The 23297-nt window shown below is 61.2% G+C and carries 16 protein-coding genes, 1 tRNA gene and 1 riboswitch; of the genes, 8 read left to right on the plus strand and 9 right to left on the minus strand.

The features are described 5' to 3' along the window. Positions 1–54: 54 nt before the first annotated feature. The 7 genes from A4R35_RS16340 to A4R35_RS16370 all read right to left on the minus strand — a co-directional run bounded on the left by A4R35_RS16340 (position 55) and on the right by A4R35_RS16370 (position 5468). On the minus strand, positions 55–387 hold the full coding sequence (locus tag A4R35_RS16340) for an Asp23/Gls24 family envelope stress response protein (protein ID WP_052890847.1): 333 nt from the start codon (positions 385–387) through the stop codon (positions 55–57). 105 nt (positions 388–492) lie between these two features. Further along, positions 493–1530: an ACP S-malonyltransferase gene (fabD, locus tag A4R35_RS16345; protein WP_112431202.1), complete on the minus strand. Its 1038-nt coding sequence runs from the start codon at positions 1528–1530 to the stop codon at positions 493–495. A gap of 209 nt (positions 1531–1739) precedes the next feature. Beyond that, positions 1740–1931 carry a 50S ribosomal protein L32 gene (rpmF, locus tag A4R35_RS16350; protein ID WP_112431204.1) on the minus strand — a complete coding sequence of 64 codons (192 nt, stop codon included), beginning with the start codon at positions 1929–1931 and terminating at the stop codon, positions 1740–1742. A gap of 80 nt (positions 1932–2011) precedes the next feature. Then, positions 2012–2551, minus strand: coding sequence for a YceD family protein (locus tag A4R35_RS16355; RefSeq protein WP_112431206.1), 540 nt, complete (start codon positions 2549–2551; stop codon positions 2012–2014). Between the two features lie 161 nt (positions 2552–2712). Then, a complete protein-coding gene (locus tag A4R35_RS16360) occupies positions 2713–3390 on the minus strand; it encodes an ATP synthase subunit B family protein (RefSeq protein ID WP_112431208.1) in 678 nt (225 codons plus the stop codon). A gap of 348 nt (positions 3391–3738) precedes the next feature. Continuing rightward, the gene (gene coaD / locus A4R35_RS16365) at positions 3739–4254 is read right to left on the minus strand and encodes a pantetheine-phosphate adenylyltransferase (RefSeq protein WP_112431210.1); all 516 of its coding nucleotides are present in this window, start codon (positions 4252–4254) and stop codon (positions 3739–3741) included. 1123 nt (positions 4255–5377) lie between these two features. After that, a tRNA-Ser gene (locus A4R35_RS16370) sits at positions 5378–5468 on the minus strand. A 332-nt stretch (positions 5469–5800) separates the two neighbouring features. Here A4R35_RS16370 and A4R35_RS16375 point away from each other — a divergent pair. The 7 genes from A4R35_RS16375 to A4R35_RS16405 all read left to right on the plus strand — a co-directional run bounded on the left by A4R35_RS16375 (position 5801) and on the right by A4R35_RS16405 (position 16009). Further along, positions 5801–7342, plus strand: a complete 1542-nt coding sequence (locus tag A4R35_RS16375) for a PP2C family protein-serine/threonine phosphatase (RefSeq protein WP_112431212.1) — start codon at positions 5801–5803, stop codon at positions 7340–7342. A gap of 350 nt (positions 7343–7692) precedes the next feature. Further along, positions 7693–8460: a DUF72 domain-containing protein gene (locus A4R35_RS16380; protein WP_112434259.1), complete on the plus strand. Its 768-nt coding sequence runs from the start codon at positions 7693–7695 to the stop codon at positions 8458–8460. A 98-nt stretch (positions 8461–8558) separates the two neighbouring features. Beyond that, positions 8559–8856, plus strand: a riboswitch (cobalamin riboswitch). A 147-nt stretch (positions 8857–9003) separates the two neighbouring features. After that, entirely contained in the window at positions 9004–9987 is a 984-nt protein-coding gene (locus A4R35_RS16385; protein ID WP_112431214.1) for an ABC transporter substrate-binding protein, read from the plus strand. A gap of 305 nt (positions 9988–10292) precedes the next feature. Continuing rightward, complete coding sequence (locus tag A4R35_RS16390) at positions 10293–10718, plus strand: flagellar biosynthesis anti-sigma factor FlgM (protein ID WP_112431216.1); 426 nt, start codon at positions 10293–10295, stop codon at positions 10716–10718. Positions 10719–11102: 384 nt separating this feature from the next. Then, positions 11103–11465 (plus strand): 4a-hydroxytetrahydrobiopterin dehydratase, encoded by a 363-nt coding sequence (locus tag A4R35_RS16395; RefSeq protein WP_112431218.1) that lies wholly within the window; start codon positions 11103–11105, stop codon positions 11463–11465. 460 nt (positions 11466–11925) lie between these two features. Beyond that, positions 11926–12618: an SGNH/GDSL hydrolase family protein gene (locus A4R35_RS16400; RefSeq protein ID WP_189361928.1), complete on the plus strand. Its 693-nt coding sequence runs from the start codon at positions 11926–11928 to the stop codon at positions 12616–12618. A 139-nt stretch (positions 12619–12757) separates the two neighbouring features. Further along, on the plus strand, positions 12758–16009 hold the full coding sequence (locus tag A4R35_RS16405) for an ABC transporter permease (RefSeq protein ID WP_112431222.1): 3252 nt from the start codon (positions 12758–12760) through the stop codon (positions 16007–16009). Between the two features lie 43 nt (positions 16010–16052). Here the strand turns inward: A4R35_RS16405 and A4R35_RS16410 are convergent, their stop codons facing one another. Further along, entirely contained in the window at positions 16053–18134 is a 2082-nt protein-coding gene (locus A4R35_RS16410) for a serine/threonine protein kinase (protein ID WP_112431224.1), read from the minus strand. A 542-nt stretch (positions 18135–18676) separates the two neighbouring features. On the opposite strand from A4R35_RS16410, the gene A4R35_RS16415 reads away from it, so the two are divergent. Next, complete coding sequence (locus A4R35_RS16415; RefSeq protein ID WP_146747241.1) at positions 18677–21388, plus strand: BACON domain-containing protein; 2712 nt, start codon at positions 18677–18679, stop codon at positions 21386–21388. A 29-nt stretch (positions 21389–21417) separates the two neighbouring features. On the opposite strand, the gene A4R35_RS16420 is transcribed toward A4R35_RS16415, so the two are convergent. Next, the gene (locus tag A4R35_RS16420; protein ID WP_112431228.1) at positions 21418–22731 is read right to left on the minus strand and encodes an MFS transporter; all 1314 of its coding nucleotides are present in this window, start codon (positions 22729–22731) and stop codon (positions 21418–21420) included. Positions 22732–23297: the final 566 nt, after the last annotated feature.

Consider the following 23297-nt stretch of genomic DNA (forward strand, 5'->3'; position numbering starts at 1 on the left):
TGACCTTGCCTCTCGCCTTCTTTCCTGCCTGCCTGCCTGCCTCTGCTCAAGGCGCTAAGCCACATCCTGGATGTAGACATTGATTTCGCGCACCTGCATCCCGACCATATGCTCGAGGGCGGCGGCCACCTCTTCCTGGACAGCGGTAGCGACCTCGACGACATTGACGCCGGAGGCCACGACCAGGTAAAGGTCGACGCTCACGGTATTGTCCTTGACTGTCAGAGCCACACCCTGGCGAGGGATCTCGCGACCGGCGAAAGCTGGCCAGCGCTCGCTACCACGGGCCAGGCGGACAACGCCGGCCACCCCTAGCGCGGCATTCGAGACGATGGTAGTCAGAACCTGGCGGGCGACGCGCACCACGCCTGGAGGCTCATTGGTCATCTGTCTTGCTTCCCTTCTACTGTGCAGCATACTGACGGGACGCCGGTTGCTCTCTGCGCTCTTTCCCCGGTCTGGTGGGCAGGAACCCTTGATTATTATACCGCATCAGAGCTGGAGCAGACCTTGCTCGCGCAAGGCGGTCACCGCTTTGTCCAGTTCGTTCGCGTTGCTGATTGTCAAGGTAGTGGCATCGCGGGCGATGCGCTTGACCAGGCCGGTCAGCACCGAGCCGGGTCCGATCTCCAGGTAGACGCTGACCCCAGCAGTGGCCAGGTACTCGACGCTGCGAACCCACTGCACGGGGGCGACGATCTGGCGCGCCAGCTCCTGGCGGAGGGCCTCCGCCTCGGTCAGCGGGCGGGCCTCGATATTGCTAATGATGGGAATGGCCGCATGGCGCAGTGGAGTTGTGGCCAGCGCCTGGGCTAAACCCGCGGCAGCAGGCTCCATGACCGGCGAATGGAAAGCGCCGCTGACCGCTAAGGGGATAACCCGCTTGGCGCCGCGCGCCTTAGCTCGCTCCATGGCCAAGGCGAGGGCGCGCTGCTCACCGGAGATGACGATCTGGCCTGGAGCATTCAAGTTTGCCACGCTCACCTTGCCCCAGCCGGGATGATCTGGGTGAGACTGGGCTGCTGCTCCTTCCCGCGTGGCCTCCTGGCTGGCTTCCTGGCAGATCTCCTGCAGCGTTGCCTCATCCAGACCGATGACTGCCGCCATCCCGCCCGGGCAGACGCTTCCTTCGTGGTGCATCAGACGTCCCCGCTCCCGTACCAGGCGCACGGCGTCCTCCAGATCGAGCGCGCCGGCAGCGACGAGGGCCGCATATTCTCCAACGCTGTGACCAGCGGTGAAGGTGGGGGTCAAAGGGGACGACCAGCTAAAGTGAGAAGCAAGCCGCTCCTGCAGAGCGGCCAACAGGGCGAGGCTAACGGTGACAATCGCGGGTTGGGCATTAATCGTCTCACGAAGTTGCTCTTCTGGTCCCTGGAAGCAGAGGGTGCTCAGAGCCATTCCCAGAGCCTGGTCGGCCCGCTCGAAAACCTGGCGGGCCGCGGGGGACTGCTCATAAATATCGGCCCCCATGCCCACTGTCTGACTGCCCTGTCCAGGAAAGAGGAAAGCTATTCCTTTTGCTGCCATAGAGTTACACTGCGCGCGAGGGGCAGACGCGGCGCGAGCGAGACAAGCGATGCCTGCTGGCTAATCGCACCTGGCCTGGTCCTGCCTCGCCCGACCGCGGGTGTGGCCTCGCGCTCTCTCCTCTTCTCGTCATAGTCTCGGTTGCCTGTCCCAGTCAGTGGGGGTGTGCGTGCGCGGTAGAGCGCACTGCGGTGTGGGGGTGGAGGCCACTAGCGCTTGCGCTCCTTGGGCCAGAAGACCTGGCGACCGCGGTAGGTGCCGCACTTAGGGCAGGCATGGTGGGCGAGCCGCGGCGAGCGGCACTGGGGGCAGAGCACCAGCTGAGGCAGCTTCAAGTGGAAATGCGCGCGCCTCTCGCCCTTACGCGCATGGGAAACTCGCTGTTTTGGTAATGCGCCCATAGAACAAAGCTCCTCCTCTATCTCCTAATCGGGCTGGCTGGCGGGAACGGACTGGATGGCCAGCGAGGCCAGCGAGCACGTTAAGCTTGCGACGGCAAGCGCTGTTGCAACAGCTCGGCCAGCGCGCCCCAGCGCGGATCGATCTCTGGTTGACACTGGCAGGGGCCCAGACTCAGGTCGTGGCCGCACTGCGGGCAGAGACCTGGGCAATCCTCGCGGCAGAGCGCGCGCATCGGCAGCTCCAGCAGCAGGTGCTGGCGTACGGCTTCGCTCAGGTCGAGCTGATGATGCTCATCAATTGGAAAGCCCTCATCCTCACCCAGGGGTGGGGGAACGGGCACGCCGCTGGTGACATCGATGGTAGGATAGAACAGCTCCTCGAAGGTGATATGCATGGGCTGCTCAAAGGGCTTCAAGCAGCGGTCGCAGACCATCGGGAGGGTCAGATCCACCCAGCCATCGACCAGCAACCCGTAGTCGGTGCGTCGCATGCGGACGTGGCCGTTGATAGCGCCGAGTATCTTAAGATCGCTATCTAGCTGAACATCTTCTTCATGAATATCTGCCTGGAAGGCGGTCCCGATGGAGGCCTTCAGGAGTTGCGCCACGTTGTACTGCATAAGAAATGGAACCTCACTTTTGCCCCAGAGTAGACGACTAAACGGGAGAAGGGCTACAAATAGAGCTGAACAGGTCAGGCTGTCTGTCGATGGCGCAAGTCTGGAAGATACTCAGCTTCTCACGTACGCTGGTTCATTATAGGTGACCCTGAGAAGGTGTGTCAAGCCCTTGGCTCGGGGCGGCGTGGTGGCTCGCCTGGGCGTCCCAGCATGGGGCCACCCATGGTATCGGCGGCCAGGGAAGAGCGGCGGGGGGAAGGATGGGGGGGGAGAGCGTCCTCCGCCTCCTCCTCGTCGGCGTAGAGGGCATAGTCCTCCTCTGGCAGCGGCAGCTCCTCGGCGGCCTGGTCCTCGCTCTCTTCTTCGACGTAAGGTGAGGAGGCCTCCAGGCTTTCCAGGCCCTTCTCGATACTGAGAATGGTGCGACTGATCTCCGTCTCGATGGCGGTCAGGTGCTCATGCAAGGACCGCAAGGTTTCCGCCACGTAGGCGTTGGCCTCGCTCTTGAGCTGCTGGGCCTGTTCCTCTGCCAGGCGTACTAACTCCTCTGAGCGCTCCTCAGCCTGGCGCAGCAGCCCCTCACGGTCCATAACACGCTCGGACTCCTCGCGGGCCTTTGCCAGGATGCTGGCCGCCTCTGCCTGGGCCTGAGCCAGGATACGCTCCTTCTCCTGCAGGAGGCGTCTGGCCTGCTTGACCTCTTCAGGAACCGCGGCGCGCATTTGATCAAGGATCGCCAGAATCTCAGCTTCCCTGACCATGATCTGATTGACGAGAGGCATCCTGCGGCTGCTGGCGATCAGGTTTTCCAGGCGATCTACCAGATAGAGTATATCCACACTGACCCTTCCTCTTCCTCGTGCTCTCTTGCGGCTGGCTGACTGTACAACTGGCGAACAAGTGAGCGAGCAAGCGCGTGCACGATGCGCTTGCGCTGCTGAACTGGTCGGTCCCAACTGGCCGTGGTTGGAGAGAGCGCCTGCCTGGCGTCCTCCGCCTTGTTGCTCGCAGCGTGCAGATCAGCCCGCCGCTATCTACCTACCTACCTATCTATCTGCCTACCTGCCTGCACCGACCGGCCTCTGGCCTTCGGTCAGGATGCCGGCCATGAACTGTGACCGGCGCCCTTTCTTGCTTGCTTGCTTGCTCTGCCTGTGACCTCGCGCCCGGCAGCTCAACTGTTGCGCTCAGGATGCGCTGTGGCCAAATTTGCGCTGCAGGGCTTTAATGACTACTGGCGGCAACATGTCGCTGACATTCCCTCCCAGTCGGGCTACTTCCTTGAGCAGGGAGGAGCTGACAAAGAGATGCTGTAAATTCGTCAGCAGACAGACGGTCTCGATTTCCGGGGCCAATTTGCGATTCATCAGCCCTTGTTGAAACTCGGCCTCGAAGTCGTTAGGGGAGCGCAGGCCCTTGATGATGACTGAGCCTCCTACTGAGCGCACAAACTCAACGACGAGGCCGTAGAATTTTTCTACGCGGACATTGGTAAGGCCCTCGGCGGCAATGACCTCTTCCCAGAGCTGCACCCGCTCGTCGACAGAGAAGAGCAGATTCTTATCGGGAACAGCGTAGACTGCCACGATCAGCATATCGAAAAGGCGGGCGCCGCGCCGCGCGATATCCAGGTGGCCGTGCGTGAGCGGGTCAAAGCTGCCCGGATAAACGGCAATCCGTTGACGTTTCTCTGCGTTGCTCACACGAACATCCCTTCACGATGCTGAAGCGGCCCTTGTCTATCTCTCTGTTGAGTGACCGACCGCTGCTGTACCTGCCAGCGGAACCAGGAGCGCTCTCTGCAGGCAGTCAGATAGCCAATCAGGACCGGCGTTCGGTTCGGCGCGGCTCTGCCTGCTCTGGCCTGGCCTGGCTTGCACGCCGGCCTTGTCTGCTGCCCTTCCTTGCCGTCTGGCATGTTGCTCTGTCGCCTATGATACCATATCTGCTGGAGATGGGGCAATGCGTGAGGCTGTGACTGACAGGTAAAGCAGGCGGGCGACAGGTGATAGGGCCGGCTGAGCTGAGGTAAGGGAGCGGGGCGCGGTTGAGGGAACGAGCGGAGGCTATAAAAAAGGTCGGTGCTCGTGACGAGCACCGACCCCAGACGCTGTAGTCTGCAAGCAGGGGCGGCAGGACTTGAACCCGCAACCTGCGGTGTGGAGCTGCTCCACCGCAACCCGTGTGCAGCGGGCTGCTGGCGATGTCTCCCCGAACCGGACGTGCACCTTTCGATGCATCCGGCTCTCCAGAGGTCTGGAGCCAGTCCAAGCGCTAGACGCCAGTTGGCCTCGCGCGTGAGGCAGACCTCCTGCATCCCTTCCCCGTGTCTCAGGCATTACCCTGAGCCTTTGAGTACTATGGATGCTCCGTCGCCATGCACCTTACGGTGTTTAGGCGATCCCCCAGTTGCACTTCTGCTCCGCTCCGGGTTTAGGTGCCTCGTTCGTCGCCGCGCTCGCCTGGGCGCTGTCCGTACCCTTGGCGAGAGCCTCGCTGGAGAAGCGGTTGCCAGCCCTCCAAATTACGACTGACAATCCAGCGAAGCGGGCAACTGAGGTTCAAGCAATCCAGCCTTCACCATGCCCGGCCTAGCTGCCCGGCGTGTAGCCATCCGCTAGCTGGGGAGTGGACCGCCGGACTTTTCGACCATGCTGTTGTCCCTGCCCCCTTTCGGGAGCCAGGTGAGGTCGTGCTTTAATCACACCCGCTTCAGTGATGTTGCGCTACCGCAACAGGAACAGAAGCACCACAGGGGCGCACTTTGGAGACCGCTGCTCTACCGATTGAGCTACACCCCTGTACACAGGCCACAGAACTGTGGCCTGGCGGAGAGGGTGGGATTCGAACCCACGAGGGACTTTTGATCCCTAGCGGTTTAGCAAACCGCCGCACTAGGCCTCTATGCGACCTCTCCTTGTTGGTTCATGGCTCCTTTGCGATTGTCATCACAAGGATACTCCACTTCTTGTGACTTGTCAAGTCCCTCTTCGGCTCTCCAGGCGGGCTGTCCTGCCCGTCTCTCGTGCCCAGAATCAAGTCGCCCGTTGGGGTTGGTGGCAAGGGGGCCCTGGCGTCCGCTCTCTGGCGTTTGCGGGCGTAAGTACCAGGAATTTTGGATGGTCATGCTGCACACTGTACGAAGTGGTGAGTATACTTAATATTGTCGGCAAGAATTGCAAGAAACGCACGATGCTGAGCTGATTGTGAGTGCCCAGCGCGAACTGGTAAAGAGAGGATAGCGAAGCGATGCTGGGGCAATTCAACATCGGCTACGGGGTCCGCCAGATTCCGCTGCCCGCGCGGGCGCTGGGATGGTTCTGTGCCCTGGCTGTGCTGATCTGGGTTTCGGGCGGCTTCCCTCCCCATGCCTGGCTGCTGCTCTGGCAGTCGCTCCAACAGCTTCCAGCGCTGTGGGCGGCCCGCGGCCCCGCTCTTCTGCTCCCTGTATTGGGACTGGTCATCCTGGCCCTGCTCCTGGCCGCGGCCTGGATAGGGCTGTTGCTCGCTGGCTGGCGCCTCTTACGGACCTGCTGGTACTCCTGGCAGGAGCGCCAGTTGCTCAAGCATGAGCTTAAGCAGCTGCGCGAGGCCGAGGTCCAGGCAACGCGTGCTGTGAAGCGCTATCGTCCCGGCGGTGGGGGACGGTCCCGTTCGCAACCATTGTCGACCTCCCGCCCGCTGGCTCCCACCTCTGGCTCTCCCGACTTGCTGACGCGCCCGCTGGCCTCTGTCTCTGGTCCCTCTCCCTCTGCTGAGCCAAATGCAGCCCCCTCCCTGGAAGCGCGACGTGCTCTTTGGGCTAATTTCCCCACCCAGGTTGACCTCTCTCTCTCGTCACCGCCTGCTCTCTCCGCGCTGATGGCTGCCCCTGTCGAGGAGCAGCTCGCTTTTCCCTCTCCTGCGGAGGCTCAGGCCCTTGAGACCCCCACACCCAACTGGCCAGCGCCAGCCGGGAAAAGGGCTGAGGAACGACGTACAGAGACGCTGGCGAGCCTGCCGTCGAAAGGAACGCTGGTCATCCGTATGGGAGCCGTTACTGATCCCGGCCTCAAACGCAAGCATAAGCCGAATGAGGACAATCTGGTGGCTATTCAGCAGCAGCGGACTCATAGCGGCCAGACCTTTGGTCTCTGTGTGGTGGCTGATGGAATGGGGGGCCATTCCAATGGCCGTGAGGCGAGCCGCCTGGTGGTAGAGACCTTCTGCGAGCTGGCGCTGCCTGCGCTGACCAATTCGGTCGAGAATGACGAAACCTTCTTGACCGGCATTCTGGTTGACGCCCTGCAACATGCTAATCTGAAGCTTTATCAGCGGAATCGCGCTGAGAAGGCCGACATGGGAACAACGGTGACCGCGGCCCTTCTCCTCGATAGTACCGCTTATGTGTTGAATGTGGGCGATAGTCGGACATATCTCTATCGCCCGGCAACGGGCCTGACCCAGGTAACGCAGGATCACTCGGTGGTGGCCCGCTTATTGAGTGCGGGGTCTATTTCTCGCGAGGATGTCTATCGACATCCGCAGCGCAATCAGATTTATCGTTGCCTGGGAGATCGGGCCTCGGTCGAGGTCGATGTCTTTGCTGTGCCTTTGCTGCGAGGCGATAAGCTGCTCCTGTGTTCTGATGGCCTGTGGGAGATGGTGCGCGACCCTCAGATTGAGCATCTCCTGGGCCTCACTGCTGATCCTGTGACGATCTGCCAGTGCTTGCTTCAGGCAGCACTCGATGGCGGCGGTGACGATAATGTGAGTGTGATCGTGGTTGAGGTGCTGCAGATCGCTGCCTGAAGTCGGACTGGTCCACTTGTCCCCTGCGGCAGGCTCGTGTGGCCTCCATTATCTGTCTGCCTGCCCGTCCGCCAGTCCGCCCGCTATCCTCGAGGTCTTTCTCCTGCTGGCTTGCTCCCTGCTCGGTTTCACTGGAACTGTTGGGGGGCGACTGGACCTGTCTCCGCTCGACGAGGGGATACGCTCGATGGCGAGGATAGAATAGAGATAGCTGCCAGTGGATGGCCTGGGCTGGTCTGAGGTGGCTGTGCTCTGCCCGGGCTCTCCTGGTTCTGGCTGCTGATGGGAAGGCACGGATGACAAGGCTCTTTTGCCTGGAGCGCTTGGTGCTCGCGAGCGGAGAACGAGCGATGACGATCTGGATTGGTACCTCTGGCTGGCTCTATCCGCACTGGGTGGGCCGCTTCTATCCGCCTGATTTGCCGCCGCAGGAGTATCTACCGTATTATGCCCGGCATTTTGCCACGGTGGAAATTAACAGGAGCTTCTATCGCCTGCCCCCGCGTTCGCAGTTTGCCCTTTGGGCTGAGCAGGTGAGGTTCCATCCGCGTTTTCGCTTTGCGGTCAAGGCCAGTCGCTATCTGACGCATATGAAGAAGCTGCGCGATGCGGCTGAACCACAGGCGCGTCTGCTGGAGGCGGCGCGCGGTTTGGGTCAGCGTCTGGGCCCGCTGCTGTACCAGCTTCCGCCTCACTGGAAGAGCGACCTGGGGCGTCTGGAGGACTTTCTCCATTTGCTGCCGCCTGGACTGGCGGTAGCTTTTGAGTTTCGTGACCCTTCCTGGTTGCAGGGGAGCGAGGGTGAGCGCTTGTGCACTTTGTTGGCCGGGGCCGGCTGTGCCCTGGTGCTGGCAGTCGGGGGGGAACTGCCCACGCCGGTGGATCTGCCGGCCACAGCGGCCTTTCGCTATCTGCGCTTCCACAGTGGGCAGGCTGGCCCTTGCTTCAGTGAGGCGGAGCTGGCTTTCTGGGCCGAGTGGTTGAGCAGGGAGGCGAGAGAGGGGCGTGAGTGCTATGCCTATTTCAATAATGATAGCGAAGGATATGCCCTGCGCAATGCCGCGCGTCTGCGCGAGCTGGTTACTGGTCGTCTGGGCGTCGGGGCGGTGGCCTTCTAGGGTGCCACTGCCGGCTGGCGTGGCTTCTGTCCCGGAACAGCGACCACTCTGGGTTGACAGCCAGGCAACCTCTTGCATATACTTCCTCTGCCAGCAGTGAATCGTGCGACGCATCAGGTGGCCGGAAATGCCTGCGCTCATTTCCGGCAGAATAGGGAAGCCGGTGAGAATCCGGCGCAGTCGCGCTACTGTGACTGGCGAGCACCTTGGCGACCCGTCCGCTCGCTCTCCGCTGCGGGCGGGTGCGCGTCGATTAGTGAACAAGCCACTGTTCCTGTGCGGGCCTGCGTAAGGGCAAAGCTGCGTAAGTCTGCGGGCCAGGCCGGGGAATGGGAAGGTGCGTCAAGGTGCGCTTGAGCCAGAAGCCAGGAGACCTGCCTGATGCCAGTGGCCCATGTTCCTTCGCGTCAAAGGAGCAGGCGTACTATCAACCACCAAACCGAGCTGACCCGCTGCTTCTCCGGTCCTTTTGTGTTGTGGTTGCGCCCCCTCTACGCGAGGTGACAATGGACGGTTATCTTTTGCTGTGGAGGAGTGAGTTTTATGCGCATCCGTGTCATCTCCAGATGGTTTTTCCCTTGTTTGTTAGTTCTGTGCTTCCTCTTACTTGCTGCCTGTGGACAGAGTCAGAATGGCGGCAGCGCGGCGCAGCCAAGTCCCACGCCGACGGTAGTGCGCGATATCTACGGCACTCCGGTGGTCTTCCCAAAGACGGCCCCGCAGCGTCTTATTTCCCTAGTGCCGAGCATGAGCGAGATTCTGGCCGCCCTCCACCTGGAGAGCCGTATTGTGGCGGTCGACTATTATACGGACTACCCGACGCAACTGACCCGTCTTCCACGTATCTCGGATGCCAACGGCGACTATAATGTAGAGCGCATTGTGGCTCTGCATCCCGATCTGGTGCTTAGCTCTGGCGGTCTCACAGAGAAGTACGATGCGCAGCTGACACGCCTGGGCTTGCACGTGGTTGATTTGCCAGACAATACCATTGCTCTGATGCTGGCTGAGATTCAGACGGTGGGGCGTCTGACCTTCACTGAGAACACGGCGGATGCGCTGGTCAAGCAGCTCCAGCAGCGCATCGCTCAGATCCGCCAGGCGGTGAAGGGGACCACGCCGCCGACGGTGATGCTGGAGGCCGACGATAGCACTCCTGGCAAGCCTTATGTCTTTGGGGGTGGTACGTTTGGCGACGAGCTGCTCCAGGATGCTAATGCGATCAATGTCTTCCACAACAATACGAGCAATGGCGGCTATCCCCAGGTCACTGATGAGGCGGTGATCCGCGCCAATCCTCAATATATTATCCTCACCGAGGACCCGCGCTATGGTGGCGATCCACAGCTGGTCTATCGCCGCCCTAACTGGGGCCAGATTACCGCCCTCAAGTTACACCATGTCTATCATCTCAATACGGATCTGATGCAGCGTCCGGGGCCGCGCCTCGTTGATGGTCTGCAGTGTCTGGCCCAGCTGCTGCATCCTGCAGTCTTTAGTGGCTCCTTGCCGGCCTATTGCCAGTAAGGGAGAGGAGGCGGGCAGGGCAGGGCGGAACAGAGCAGAGCAGCACAGCACAGCACAGATGGAAGGCTAGGGCGGATAACGATAGGAGGTGGGTGATGATAATCAGGGACTTCTGGTCTCTCGAATTAGCGACGAATACCCCTTACCTGGGCAGGTGCCGACCCTTACACTGGAAAGAGGCATAGGCTCCCTGCTGGGGAGCGAAGGTCGTCCGTCGCCGGTGTCCGGGTGCCCGTGGCAAGCTGTCCGTTGGCTATCGCTGGCGACGTAGTGATGGAAGAAAGAAGAGAGGAGTCCTGATCACCATGCGCATTCGGCACGTGACTCGGGCGAGCGGGCAGTCGGGACGTGGCAGAGCGACGCGCTCAAAGGCTGACGCGGCCCAGGCCAGTGCGCCGGGGCAGGGCTGGCAGCCCACGTCTCTGCCAGATAGGGGGACCGGGTGGCGGCCCTGGCTGGGCGAGCGCGAGTACGATGATGAGCGCTATCTGCGGCCCGCGCTGCCTCGCAGGCGACATTCCTCTCCTGCCAGGGTTGGACCGGACGAACCGGGGACGCCTGATGAGCCACAGGCGTGCCCCGCTAAAAGGGAGGTGTCCGGGCCGGATCTGGCAGCTGTGGTCGAGCAGGAGCGTGCGGAGCGGCTGGCGGTGCTGAAGACGCGTGTTGCCGCGGGTACGTACGAGGTTGATAGTGTCGCGCTGGCCCGCAGGATGCTGGGCTATCACTAGGGACGGCTGAGCGCTGAGCGGCAGCCAGCGCCGGGAATGGGCTGCTCTTTCCGTATGTGTGGTGCGATCCCGTGGGGAAGCTGCGACGTGGTCGGGCATGGTGGGGAGCGTACCGGGCCAGCCCCTGGCCCTGGGGGCGGACTTGCTGGCCCAAGATCGGCCAGCGAGAGGTCCGCCAGGCCAGGCGGGGGTGGGAAGGTCTGGACGCTCTCCTTTTTTGGCAGTGGCAGGGGCTGGACCTCCTCGGCTATACTCTTCTAGAGTACCGGCAGGTCTGTAACACGTAAGAGAGGCCACTCTTACGGGTTTGCGTGACCTCGCTCCATTGAGTTTGTTGTTCCCGTTGTTCGTCAGGTTCCTCGCAAGGAAAAATGGGAGGTACCTATGCAGGATTTGGCTCAGATGCGCTGTGTACCCTGCCGTGGCGGCGAACCGGCTTTGTCAGATGCGGAAATCAATAACTTGCTATCTCAGCTCCCAGGCTGGCAGGTGGTCGAGGTGGATGGGATCAAGCGCATCGAAAAGACTTTCCACTTTGATAACTTTGCCCACGCTCTGGCTTTCACGAATGCGGTCGGTGCACTCGCTGAGGAACAGGATCATCATCCGCAGCTCGTGACTGAGTGGGGGCAGGTGAAGGTCGCCTTCTGGACTCACGCGGTGGGTGGGTTGCATCAAAATGACTTTATTATGGCGGCCAAAACTGAGGCGGCTTTTGCTCAGGCCGAAGGTCGCAAGACGTCTTAGGCACCTCGTCTGGCGATCCGCTGGGCTTAGAGGCGCTCAATCCCCAGCTCGTGGCACCAGCATGCGGGAGGCGCGGTCTCGGCTCGCTCACTCGACATCGACCAGAGATCGGTCTCTCGCCTTCGTGCTGGTGCCTTTGCCTCTCCTCTCTGGGCTACCTTTCTCTGCCTGCGCCAGGTACTTTTTTCCTGGTTGCTCTGTCGCCACTGCCTTTTGACGTCGCTAAATTGACATAGTATGATATTCAAAAAGATGATATAATCCACATAGAGAGGCAGCTTATCAGTAGAGTAAATCGCATACGTGCCTGTGCATGAGGTCGAAAACGAAGGATTGGACTCCCCTGGCTGGTGCAAGCCAGCCTGGGCCTGACAGTGGCCAAGGCAAGGATAGCCAGCAGCGGCTCTGGCCAGTGGCCTGGTCTTGGCGGCCTGGATCGCGGTCAGGCCAGTACTCTTGGATGAAAACCAGCCTGTGGCTGTTGGTCAGCCTCCTCTGTGGTCTCTGCCTGCTAAGCGCCTGCGGCCCGACGAATGAAGCGCCCGCTGCTGCTGACGAGCTAGGAACTCTTCATAGAGGTCTCGTCTACGTCGCCATTGGCGCCTCTGACTCCTTTGGCTTTGGCACCGCTGATCCCTACGCCGATAACTGGCCTATTGATCTAGCCCATAAGCTTGGCCCATCCGTCCATCTGGTCAACCTCGGCATTCCCGGCGTCCACCTCCATCAAGCGCTGCGTCTGGAGTTGCCCATCGCGCTCGATGTCCATCCTGACATCGTGACGATCTGGCTGGCGGTGAACGATCTGGCTGATCAGGTGCCGGTGACGGCCTACGCGCGCGACCTGGATCTGCTCCTCACGCGCCTCCAGGCAGGGGCGCCGCGGGCCAGGATTGCCATTGCCAATGTGCCTGACCTGACGCTGCTCCCACATTTTCGCACCTTTGATCAGCAGTGGCTGCGCTCTCAGATCCAGCTCTATAACGCTGCCATTGCTGATAATGTGAGCAAGCATCATCTGATTCTGGTTGATCTATCACAGCAGCGCTACAACCTGGCCCGTCATCCTGAGTATGTGAGTGACGATGGTCTTCATCCGAGCGACATCGGCTACGTGGCTCTGGCTGATCTCTTTTATCAGGCTCTGCGCTGAGGCCGGGCCTGACGCCTGGCTGAGCGGCAGGAACAGGAGGCGCGACCAGCTCAGGCGGCCAGTAAGGTAGGCTGCCAGGGAGGGGGGCAGCTGTGACAGGAGGTACCGGACAGGCTCAGTCAATTTGCAAGAAAGTAGCATGACGGAACTTTTTGGTATCCCGCTTGATACGCTCAGCACGATCCTGCTGATCATCACCCTGGCGATTGTGGCGCTGGTCCTGGTACTGGCGTTGCGCAATCGGCTTTTTTTTAAGATCGGTGTGCGCAATATCCCGCGGCGGCGCACGCAGATGATGCTGATCATCTTCGCGCTCATGCTATCGACCACCCTGCTCTCTAGCGCCCTGGCGACCGGCGATGTCATGACGGGAGCGGTGCGCAGCGTTGCAACCTATAATGTAGGCAACGTTGATGAGACGATAGAGGGCGGTTCCGGCGATCTGGGCTTCTTCGATGAAGCGATCTATTACCGCCTGCGTGCGCAGGTGAGGGGCGATCCTGATATTGCCGCCCTGGGAGCGGCCATCATGGAACATGATCTGTTGGTGGCCGACCAGACCTCGCGCCAGGTGCGCTCAGGTGTGACAGCGCTGGCCGCTCTGCCGGGCAGCGAAGATGGTTTTGGGGGTATTGTCGCTGAGGATGGCAAGGGCCGCTTGCATCTTGCCTCGCTCGGTCGTAACGAGGTCTATCTGAATCGGACGCTGGCGCAGCTTCTAAACGCTCATGCGGGCGATCGCCTCTATCTCTACTCGCAACGCTGGCCGGGACGGCGCTATGAGGTGCGTGTGCGCGCTATTGCCGATAGCAGCGGTATGATAGGCGATACTCCTTTCATTGTGAGTCAGGTGCAGCTGTTTCGGCAGATTGAGCAGTGCGGCGATGCCATCACACAGATCTTTGTGGCCAATCGCGGTAGTGACGGGCCTGATAGCATCGCTATCTCCGATCGTGTCGAAGAGAAGCTAGAGCGGCTCATTCCGCGCAATGTCCACGTCATTGAGGTCAAGAAGCTGGCCATTTTGAATTCGGAGAAAGCGCAAGACATTTTCTCGCGCATCTTCGTTCTGTTTGCCCTCTTTATTGTAGCCATTGGGATGCTGCTGATCTTTCTCATCTTCGTGCTGCTGGCAGCAGAACGGCGGGTTGAAATGGGGATGGCGCGAGCTATTGGAGTGCTGCGTCGTCATCTGGTCTTGACCTTTCTCTTCGAAGGGGCGATCTACGATTTGCTGGCCTCTTGCGTCGGGCTGGCCTTTGGGGTGGCCATTGGGGCCTTGCTGGTGCTCTTGCTTGGGCCGGTGTTGGAACGCTTCGACTTCCCGCTCAAGCTGACCTTTCAGCCGCGCAGCCTGCTCATCGCCTACTGTCTTGGTACCATTTTCACCTTCTGCGCCGTCACAGTCTCCGCCTGGTTGGTAAGTCGTATGACTGTGGTGGAGGCTTTGCGCAATCTGCCAGAGCCGGAGCGGCGACCGCGCACCATTGCGGAACTGAGGGGGCTGCTTGGACTGGTGGGGAAAGCTCTGCGTCAGCGCAGTCGTCGCCTGCTCAGCTATCTCAGCGAGCTGCTCATCGAGGGTGGGCGTGCTCTGGTCCTGGCGGGCCTGCTCCCGCTGCTGGCGGGCCTCTGGCTGTTCTTCTATGGCCTGACAGAGCGGCTGGTAGCACCTTTCTCCCTGGGTCTCTCGCTCCTGGTCATTGGTGGCTGCCTGCTCCTCAAGACTGGCGTTATCGCGCTCAGTCCTGCCAGATACAGGCCGCAGATACGCCGTCTGAGCGATCGGCTGGTGCCAGCTATTGCTGGCCTGACCATCTGCGCCTACTGGGCTGTTCCCTTCGATCTCTTTGCCTCGCTGGGTCTGGTACGTTTCCGCTCCAGCATCGAAGTCTTCTTTCTCGCCGGCTTCATGATGACCCTGGGGATTGTCTGGGCCCTCATTGCCAACGGCGATCTACTTGTCAAACCTCTGTTATCGCTCTCGCGCGTACGCCCGCGCCTGCACTTGTTGGCGCGTCTGGTGGCCTCCTATCCGCTGCACTATCGCTTTCGCATGGGGCTGAGCGTGACGATGTTCAGTCTGGTCGTTTTTGCTTTGACTGTGATGACGGTGATCACGGCGGCCATGCAGCACAGTTATGCTGACATTAATCTACAGACGGGGGGCTATGACATTCAGGCCATTCCCTATTTTCGGCCCTTGCTCTCCAGTCAAGGAAAGGAGACTCCTGATGAGCAATTGCGGGCCATTCTGGCGCGGCATGGCATTGATCCCGGGGCCTTCAGCGCCATTGGAGTGCGGACGACAACGCTGGTGGGGGTGATTCAGCCGACGGCTCCTCAGCCGGCCTGGCGGCTCTATCCGGCTCAGGTGATCAGTGGGGGCTTTCTCCAGGGCTATGGCCTGCATTTGGTGGCGCGAGCGCGCGGCTTCAGCAGCGATGCTGCCGTCTGGCAGGCATTGCAGGAGCATCCGAACTATGCCTTGATCGATAGCAGCGCGCTGGAGGCCAGTCTGGGTGCCCGTGGCTCGCCTGGGGTCTATGATCCCTCGGCGCCGACGGCCAGTGAGGCCGGGGTGCCACTCACGCCGCCCGGTCTGGACCCTTACTATACCTTTGCCCTCAGCGGGATCTCGCTGGGAGAAACGAACTTCACGCCGCAAAGCATCTGGGTGACGCGCTCGCCGGGGGGCGACGGCCTCTCTGCCTTGCTCAATGCCTCGGTTGCCAAGCTGACCATTATTGGGGTGGTTGATAACAGCAACGGCGATCATTTTGGACTCTACATCTCGCAGCGGCTCTACGGTTCGATTGCGCCCGATCCGAATAATCCCGAGGTCCAGGCCTACTACTTTAAGGTGGCGCCGGGTCAGGACAAGCGCGCGCTAGCCCTCCGCCTTGGCTCGGCCTTTCTCGACGAGGGTCTTGAGACCACTGTCTTGGAAGATGCCATTTGGGAGGTGCGCGGGCCCCGCATCCTTCTCAGCGATATTATGATCGGAATTGTCGGGCTGGCGCTCCTACTCGGGGTTGCAGCCCTGGCCATTACCGGTACGCGCGCCGTGATTGAGCGGCGCCAACAGATTGGGATGCTGCGTGCGCTGGGGTGCAGCCGCCGTTTGATCAGGACGGCCTTTCTGGGTGAGTCTGTGCTGGTGGCGGTGCTTGGTAGCTTGATTGGTCTGGTGCTGGGTCTGCTGCTGGCGCGCAATCTGTTTGCTGCCAACTTCTTTGAGCGCTATCAGACTGGTCTGGTCTTTGTCATTCCCTGGGGCCAGTTGGTTCTGATTATTGGCTTTGCTCTGGTAGCCTCGCTGGTGGCGGCACTTCTGCCGGCCTGGCAGGCAGGACGCGTCACGCCGATCGAGGCCTTGCGCTATCAGTGAAGGAGGTGCCGGACCCTGCCGCCCGCCCTGCCGGGTCTGCTGGCTAGCAGGTCCAGGTGACCTGCGTGGCAGTGCCGTCCTGGGTGCGAAAGAGCAGCTGACCCTGGCGCGGGCAGGAGGCGTAGATGTAGATGGTAATTTGCTGTTGACTGCCAGGCTCTAGCCAGCCCTGCTGTGGTGCGAAGAAAGCGCGCACATTGGAGCTGCTGGCCGACCATTGGGTAGTGTCGCTGGCCGCGGAGGAAAGCGAGAGGGTGACCTGACAGCGGAAGGTGAAGCTGTCGTGGCTGCAATCGTCTGATCCGTTAAGCTGGGCTGGACTGACGGTCAGCAGCGGCGGAGTGGGCGTCGGCGAGGGCGTGGGTGTCGGGTGCGGCGTTGGACTGGGCGTCGGCGAAGGTGATGGTGTCGGTGTGGCCGTCGGCGAGGGAGTAGGCGTCGGGCTGGGTGAGGGCGACGGCGTTGGCGCCACGGTGATGATGACGGTACTCGTTGGAACCGTGGGAGTCAGTTGGGCGGTCTGTCGCCAGAGGCCGGCTGACAGCAGTGGCAGCAGCAAAATGATGAGCAGGCTCAGGATGACCACGAGGCTGACCACGCCCATTAGAATCCAGCGTCCTTGCCTGGCCTCGCGCCGATAGCTCACGCCCTGGCCCGGGCTGCCGCGAAGACCGGCTCCCATGCCAGCGAGACCTGCTGCGCTGCCAACGGCTGGTCGGACGCTCTCGCTGATGACCGTGGGTTGCTCGTTCCACGGTAGGACGGGTGTGGCTGGGGCCTCTGCCTCCTCCGCTTCGCTGGCCTTCTGAGACACCCCATCTGCTGGTTCCAGGATGCTGCCGCTGCCAGCTGTCACAAACGTCAACTCAGGAGGAGAGCCGACAACAGGCTCCTGGCTTGGTGAAAGGGGCGCGGCCTGACCCTGCTCTGGGATCGACGGCTGACTCTGGCTGGACAGTGCTGGCTGTGGTATGGTCTCTTGCTCGTGGATCGAGATTTCTTCCTCTGTCGATGTGTGGCCGGTGAAAGTGCCTGCCTGCTCTTGGGAAATGCTGGCCTCTCCGCTCGCAGTTGAAGCGTCGGGGACGGCGGGTTGACCCCCCCCGGGAGCGAGAGGGTGGCCGAGATTGGAGCTGGAACTCTCGGGAACACGGGTAGCATCGCTGGGGCGGAGCAATTCGCTGCTCGCCGGAGAGAATTCAAGAGGGGACGGCCTGGTTCGTCCGGCTGATAGGAAACGCACTTCGCTGATCGCTGGCAGGTTCGGGGCGCTGCTGCTGGCAGAGGTGGGAAGGCTACCTGTGGGAGGGGAGGCAGCTGCCGGGAAGAGCGCATTGAGGAACTCCTTGACGGTAGGGAAGCGTTGGTCGCTCTCTTTGGCGAGGGCTTGCAGCAGCGCCTCATCCACCCGGCGTGGCAGCAGCAGGTTGAGCTGTGTCGGGGCCACTGGCTGCTCGTGGCTGTGCTGTCGCGCCAGCGTTGCAAAATCGGTGCCGCTGAAAGGGGGCCGCCCGGTCAGCAGCTCGTAGGCAATACAGGCCAGGGCGTACTGATCGCTGGCGCGACTCGTCATCCCTTCGAACTGCTCAGGGGCCATGTAAGGCCAGCTGCCAGGGCGCAGCTGTGGCTCACCATCGGTCGCTGTGGCCCAGCTGAAATCGGTGAGCCATAGCTCTCCCTTGGCGTTGAAGAGGATATTCTCCGGCTTCAGGTTGCCATGCATCACGTTGAAGTGATGGGCATAGGCCAGGGCCTCAGCGATCTGTTGTAACAAGGCACCAGCCTCGGCCACGCTCAGTGGGGTCGTCCCCTGGCGCGCCAGTCGCTGGCGCAGTGAGCCGCGCAGCGCGTATTCGCTCATTAAATAGACTTCGTCCTGGTCGACACCGCTCTCCAGCGGAGGGGGCAGATGCGGATGTCGCAGCATCCTCAGCAGGCGTACCTCACGGAAATATTGCTCGCGATGGCGAGGGAAAGGCGGGTGAAAGAACTTGATCACCACCGTGTGGCCGGGGGCTGTCAGATGCTGAGCCAGGTAGGCGCTGCTCGCTGGCCGGTTGCCGAGGCCAGCAATGATTCGATAGTGACCGATCACTCTATCGATATAGCGATTGCGCTCGCGCATAGCTCCTCCACCGGGGCCCGAGGACTGTCATCCACAGCCGACCATTGCTGCTGCTGTAGGGCACTGCTCCATCTGACCAGGGGTGCTGTTCCAACCTCTTGCCACATCGTACTTCCCCCTTCTTTCCTCGCTTGCTTGCCTTTGGCGCATACTCACAAGGCTGCCTCATTCCAGGGCAAAGAGAGTATAACTGGCACTTCTGCATGGTGTCAATGAAAGAGAGAAATGGGGGATGACAATCGCTCCCCGTGCCTGATAATATCAAGACGAATGGGCTGTAGCCTCTTCTAGAGTGACTCACCCGTGAATTCTTCGTTATCTATTCATAGCAGTACTAGAGCTGCCCATTTGGACTGTGTTGGTCATAGGATGCGGCTTGAGAGTGTAGGAAGGGTCTGGTGACAATGAATCGGTGCCTCTACTGCAGCAGGCCATGTGAGCAAGGGGTGGTGTTTTGCGACGAGTGTCGGGCACTGCTGTTGCAACGTCATGCCCTCGCTGAGCAAGAAGTGCTTTTTCCACCGAGAGGTGAAGGACGGCAGGTGGCTGGGCTTTCAGATGCGAATGGCTGGCCGCCGCCCTCGCTACGTGGCTTCCCGACGGTGCCGATGAGTGCCGCTGATGGGGCTTGGGAGGAGGAAGGTAGCGCTGATCCACGGGCGCGCTCTGCGCTGGCTTCGGGATCAGAGCAGAGAACAGGTCGGGAGGGGACCCAGGGCAGTTTTCCCCCGCTTGAGCCAGGTGGTGTGAACCAGGACCTGGACCGGCCCGCGTGGCACTGGTCCTGGAAGGCCCGGCGTCAGGCCTGGTCTGAGGAACTGATCTCCTCCGCAGCAGCTGAGGTGCAGGGAGCGGGGTGGCCTCAGCAACGCGGCAGCGAGCCAGCCGGGAGGCTGGAATCGCTGCGAGCGACGTCGGAGGCGCATTATCTGCCTGCCTCCGGGGGGCGTGATAGCGCACCATCTGGCGGATCGCCATCTGGCATTCATCCCAATGGCTTGAGGGATGCCCGGTCGGGTCGCTGGCTCCTGGGGGACCGGAGCAGGTCGTCGTGGTGGAGACAGCCGGGGCGCAGGCCCTGGTTGCGCTGGCTCTTTGTAGGACTGACGATTCTGGCGCTTCTGCTCATTGGCTTGAATGGTTGGCTGATCCGCTCACGTTTCGCTGGTGTCCATCAGCCGACCATGCCGGTAGGCCAGCCGCCGTTCTTGACGGCGGCACCGACGCTGGTCCATGCCGGTCAGGCGGTGCATCTCCATCTGGATCATTTCCCGGCTTTTGCTCAGATCTATTTTAGCTACGATGTTGGCCAGGCTCTGGCGCCCGTGGGTATGGCCTCTATTGTTCACCTGGGGGCGGCGGGCAGCGCTGATGTGACAATCATCATTGGGCGCGACTGGAGTCCTGGCGGCCATACTATCCAGGCTGAGGATATCGCTACACACTATACGGCCAGTACGACGGTTCAGGTCTTGGCCAGTGGTCCGCTGCGTTCGCCGATTCTGGAGGTCAGTCGCCGCAGTCTGGATCTGGGAGCGGCGGTGCAAGGTCTCAATAGCGTGGTGCCCTTCTGGCTGAGCAACGGTGGCGATGGAAGCCTCTCATGGACGGCGAGCAGCGATCAGCCGTGGCTACTGACTACCCCGACGCAAGGAGTGCTCAGTGAGCGCCAGGCGATCTTGATCGCAGGATCGCGTGCCAGTCTACGACCAGGGGTTTATCACGGGACCATCACCTTCAGCGCTGATAGTGGCCCCTCGATGCGTGTCCAGGTGACAATGCAGGTCGAAGCAGCCCCAGCTACCGCCAACGAGCGACAGACCTGGCCGCTCACGCTGACGCCAGCGGCTCTGGCCTTCTCGCTCAGCGATGGTGGCCCAGCGCCCGCGGCCCAGTTTGTCACTCTGGCTAATCCTGCACGTGGGACGGCGGTCTGGTCCAGCCACCTGGTGGTGCCGCCCGAGGCCAGCCAGGATGCGCCGCTGCCGGCGCGCGCCGATTGGCTCCAGCTCAAACCGGCCCAGGGGAGATTAGCCGCTGGTGAGAGTGTGCCTTTGGCGGTAACAGCCCAGGGGACGCATCTGCTGCCCGGCCTCTACCTGGCCATCGTCCAGGTGAGCAGCTCACCCTCTGCTGCCCCTGCGGCGACAGCGACCCAGGTGCTGGCAGCCTCGCTCACAGTCCTGCCTGCCTGTCGCCTGACCTTAAGCTCCCAGGGCCTGACCTTCACCATTGGCTCAGGGCAGAGTACGGCCAGCGATCAGTCGCTTGAGTTGGGGTTAGCACCGGGCTGTGCTTCCGGCTTGAACTGGCAGGCGTTTACCTCGGCGAGCTGGCTCAGCATCGATCCGACCAGTGGCCGTGTCGATGCGACCCACGGCATGAGCGTGCAGGTCAGTGTGGCCCTCAGCGAGTTAAATGCCGGTACCTATAGCGGTTTTATTCTCTTCTCGATGCAACAACGGACGCAAACGGTGTCGGTTCTCTTGAATTTGCTCACCTCAGCGATCCCGGGGGGCACCAGTAGCAGTGCTACCACAACAGCGGGGACAGGGGGACCGGGTCGTACTCCTCTGGGGGCAACCCTTTCACCTGGCAGCCTGAGCTTTACGGTCGAGCAGGGGAGCCAGCCACCGGCAGCGCGCTCTGTCCTGCTGAGCGCTAGCCAGCATCCGCTGCTGTGGTCGGTGACGCTCAATACGGAGTCAACTCCCTGGCTGAGCGTGGCGCCCCTCAACGGCACACTGGCGGCTGGCCAGACAACGCAGCTGAGTGTCAGTGTCAACGTGACGAGCCTGACACCGGGGACCTATAGCGGCCAGCTCAGTGTCTCACTGGAGCCTGCCGATGGAGTGCCGGCCAATCCCAGCCAACTGGTGCAGGTGGTGGTAGTTACCTTAACAGTCCTGGCTCCCTGTGTGCTCGAAGTGACCCCGAGCGGGTTGAGTTTTAGCAGCTCGCTACTGCAGCCGAATCCCCCCCCGCAGATGCTCTCACTGCGCATCGACGGAGGCTGCCCCCGCCCGGTGGCCTGGGTGGCCAGCGTCGATAGCGATAGCGCGTCGTGGCTCCATCTGAGTCAGGCGAGTGGCAGCGAGAGCGGTTCGGGAACGACCATCGCAGTCTACGTCACACCTCCGCGCCTGCTGCTGAAGACGCTGCGGGGTCAGATCACCATTACGGCCAGCGATGGCGGACAGAACCCGCTGCAGAGCAGCCCCCAGGTGATCACCGTCACCGTCAGTCCAGGCTGAGGCCAAATTCTGCCTCTCAGGGGGCTTGTTCAGGATAGGGGTGGGCGAGCGCCTGGCTCGGCGAGACGACGAACGGCTGGGCGCCCGCCGACGAGCAGGAGACTGAGCAGGCCGACGATGGCCCCAGCTAGGGCTACGGTCGGGGGACCACCAATGAGCGCAATCAGGCCACTGGCGCAGAAATCTCCCAGGGGCCTGATTGCCATGATCATCAGCGTGTTGAGGCTCATGACCCGTCCTCGCATCTGAGCAGGAACGCGTGTCTGCATCAGCGTGATCGTAGTGGCGGCAATCATATTCTGCATAGCGCCGACAAGGAAGAGGGTCAGCAGCGAGAGCCAGAAGAGATGGCTCAGGGCAAATGCAAGCAAGGCCACGGTCCAGAGGCTGAAAGCCAGGATGAGTGCCCGCCCCTTGCGCTTGACTTCTCCGAGGGAGGCCAGCCCCAGTGCCCCCGCTACCGTGCCGACGCCAGAAGCGGAGAAGAGGAGGCCAAGCTGCAACGGCGTGAGATGAAGCACCTGCACGGAGAAGTAGGGTAAGATGATGGCCGCCGAGGGATTGAAGAAGAGCAGGACTCCGTAGGCTGCGATTACCCAGGGCAGGACAGCGTCACGCCCGATAACCTGCAGCGATTCACGGATCGAGTCCAGCAGATCGCTGGCAGGCGCGCCCGACGCCGCGGTCTGACCTTCACCTGCCGGAACACGCATGAGGAAGAGAACGATGAGTACTCCCAGATAGCTCAGGGCGTTGAGGAAAAAGTTGCCCGCGTAGTGGATGAGGCCGATGGTCAGGCCGGCTAACGAGGGACCGATGACCGCCGCTCCGTTAAAGACGGCAGATTGAAGGGAAATAGCGTTCATGAGGTCTTCGCGCGGCACCAGTTGCGGAATGAGGGAGGAGCGCGCTGGCTGGTCGAAGCTCAGGACGACGCTGTTGCAGAAGGCAATCAGGACAATCATCCAGACCTGAATGACGCCAAAGTGGGTCAGCAGCCCGAGCAGGAAGGCCAGCCCCATTGAGCTGCTCTGCGTGCAAAGAAGCAGCCGGCGACGATCAAGGCGATCGGCTACTCCTCCTCCGATAAGAGCAAAGAGGAGAAAAGCGCCGGCCTGAGCCAGGGAAACGATCCCCAGGGCGAGGGCCGAATTATGGGTCAGCTTGAGAACAAGCAGGCTCTGGGCAACAATCTGCATCCAGGTCCCAACAGAGGAGACAACCAGGCTGATCCAGAGCAGGCGATAGTTGCGATGGCGCAGGGCGCGAAAGGTGTTGAGCCGCTGGCGTTTGCTGGCGAGCGCGTTGCCTTCTGATGTGGCAGTGGTAGGCGATCTGTTCACGGACGTGGGACGCTCTTTCTTTCGTACTCACCGGCGTATCTCTGCATCTGATAATAATTATACGTTTTGGTACTCTCCCTGATGCTGTGTGAGACGCAGGACGCCGGGAAGCCAGAAGCTGCCAAAGGCTGACACTGGCTGCGCGCTCCTCCTCCTCTTGGTCTCCTTGCTCTTTTTTAGCGTTTCTGTGCAAACGGAAGAGATGACGGTATCTCTGTCCGGGTCCTATATACTTGACAGACGTGATCTGCATCGGTATTATTAACTATAGGCTCGTCTTGTATAAAGGAAGCAAGCGGGGACGCGTGGCTCCCCGGTGCCAGCTGCTTCCAACGCGTGGACCACCAGTAGAGCTTCTTCTATGTCTGTAGCCTCTTCTGCTACGGATATTCAGCTGTCTGACGAGCGAGACTGGTGTTCTGTGAGCAAAGGAGGTGTTTTTTCCCCAACCCCTGGAGTCTATCCCTGTGTCTGGTGGAGGTTGTCCGTTGGTCGACCTCTTATCCAATCCACCTTTTGCCTGTACTACCTAATGATAGGCTGTCTCTGACCATGTTGTCCGGCCA

This window comes from Thermogemmatispora tikiterensis (assembly GCF_003268475.1).
GTDB classification, from domain to species: Bacteria; Chloroflexota; Ktedonobacteria; order Ktedonobacterales; family Ktedonobacteraceae; genus Thermogemmatispora; species Thermogemmatispora tikiterensis.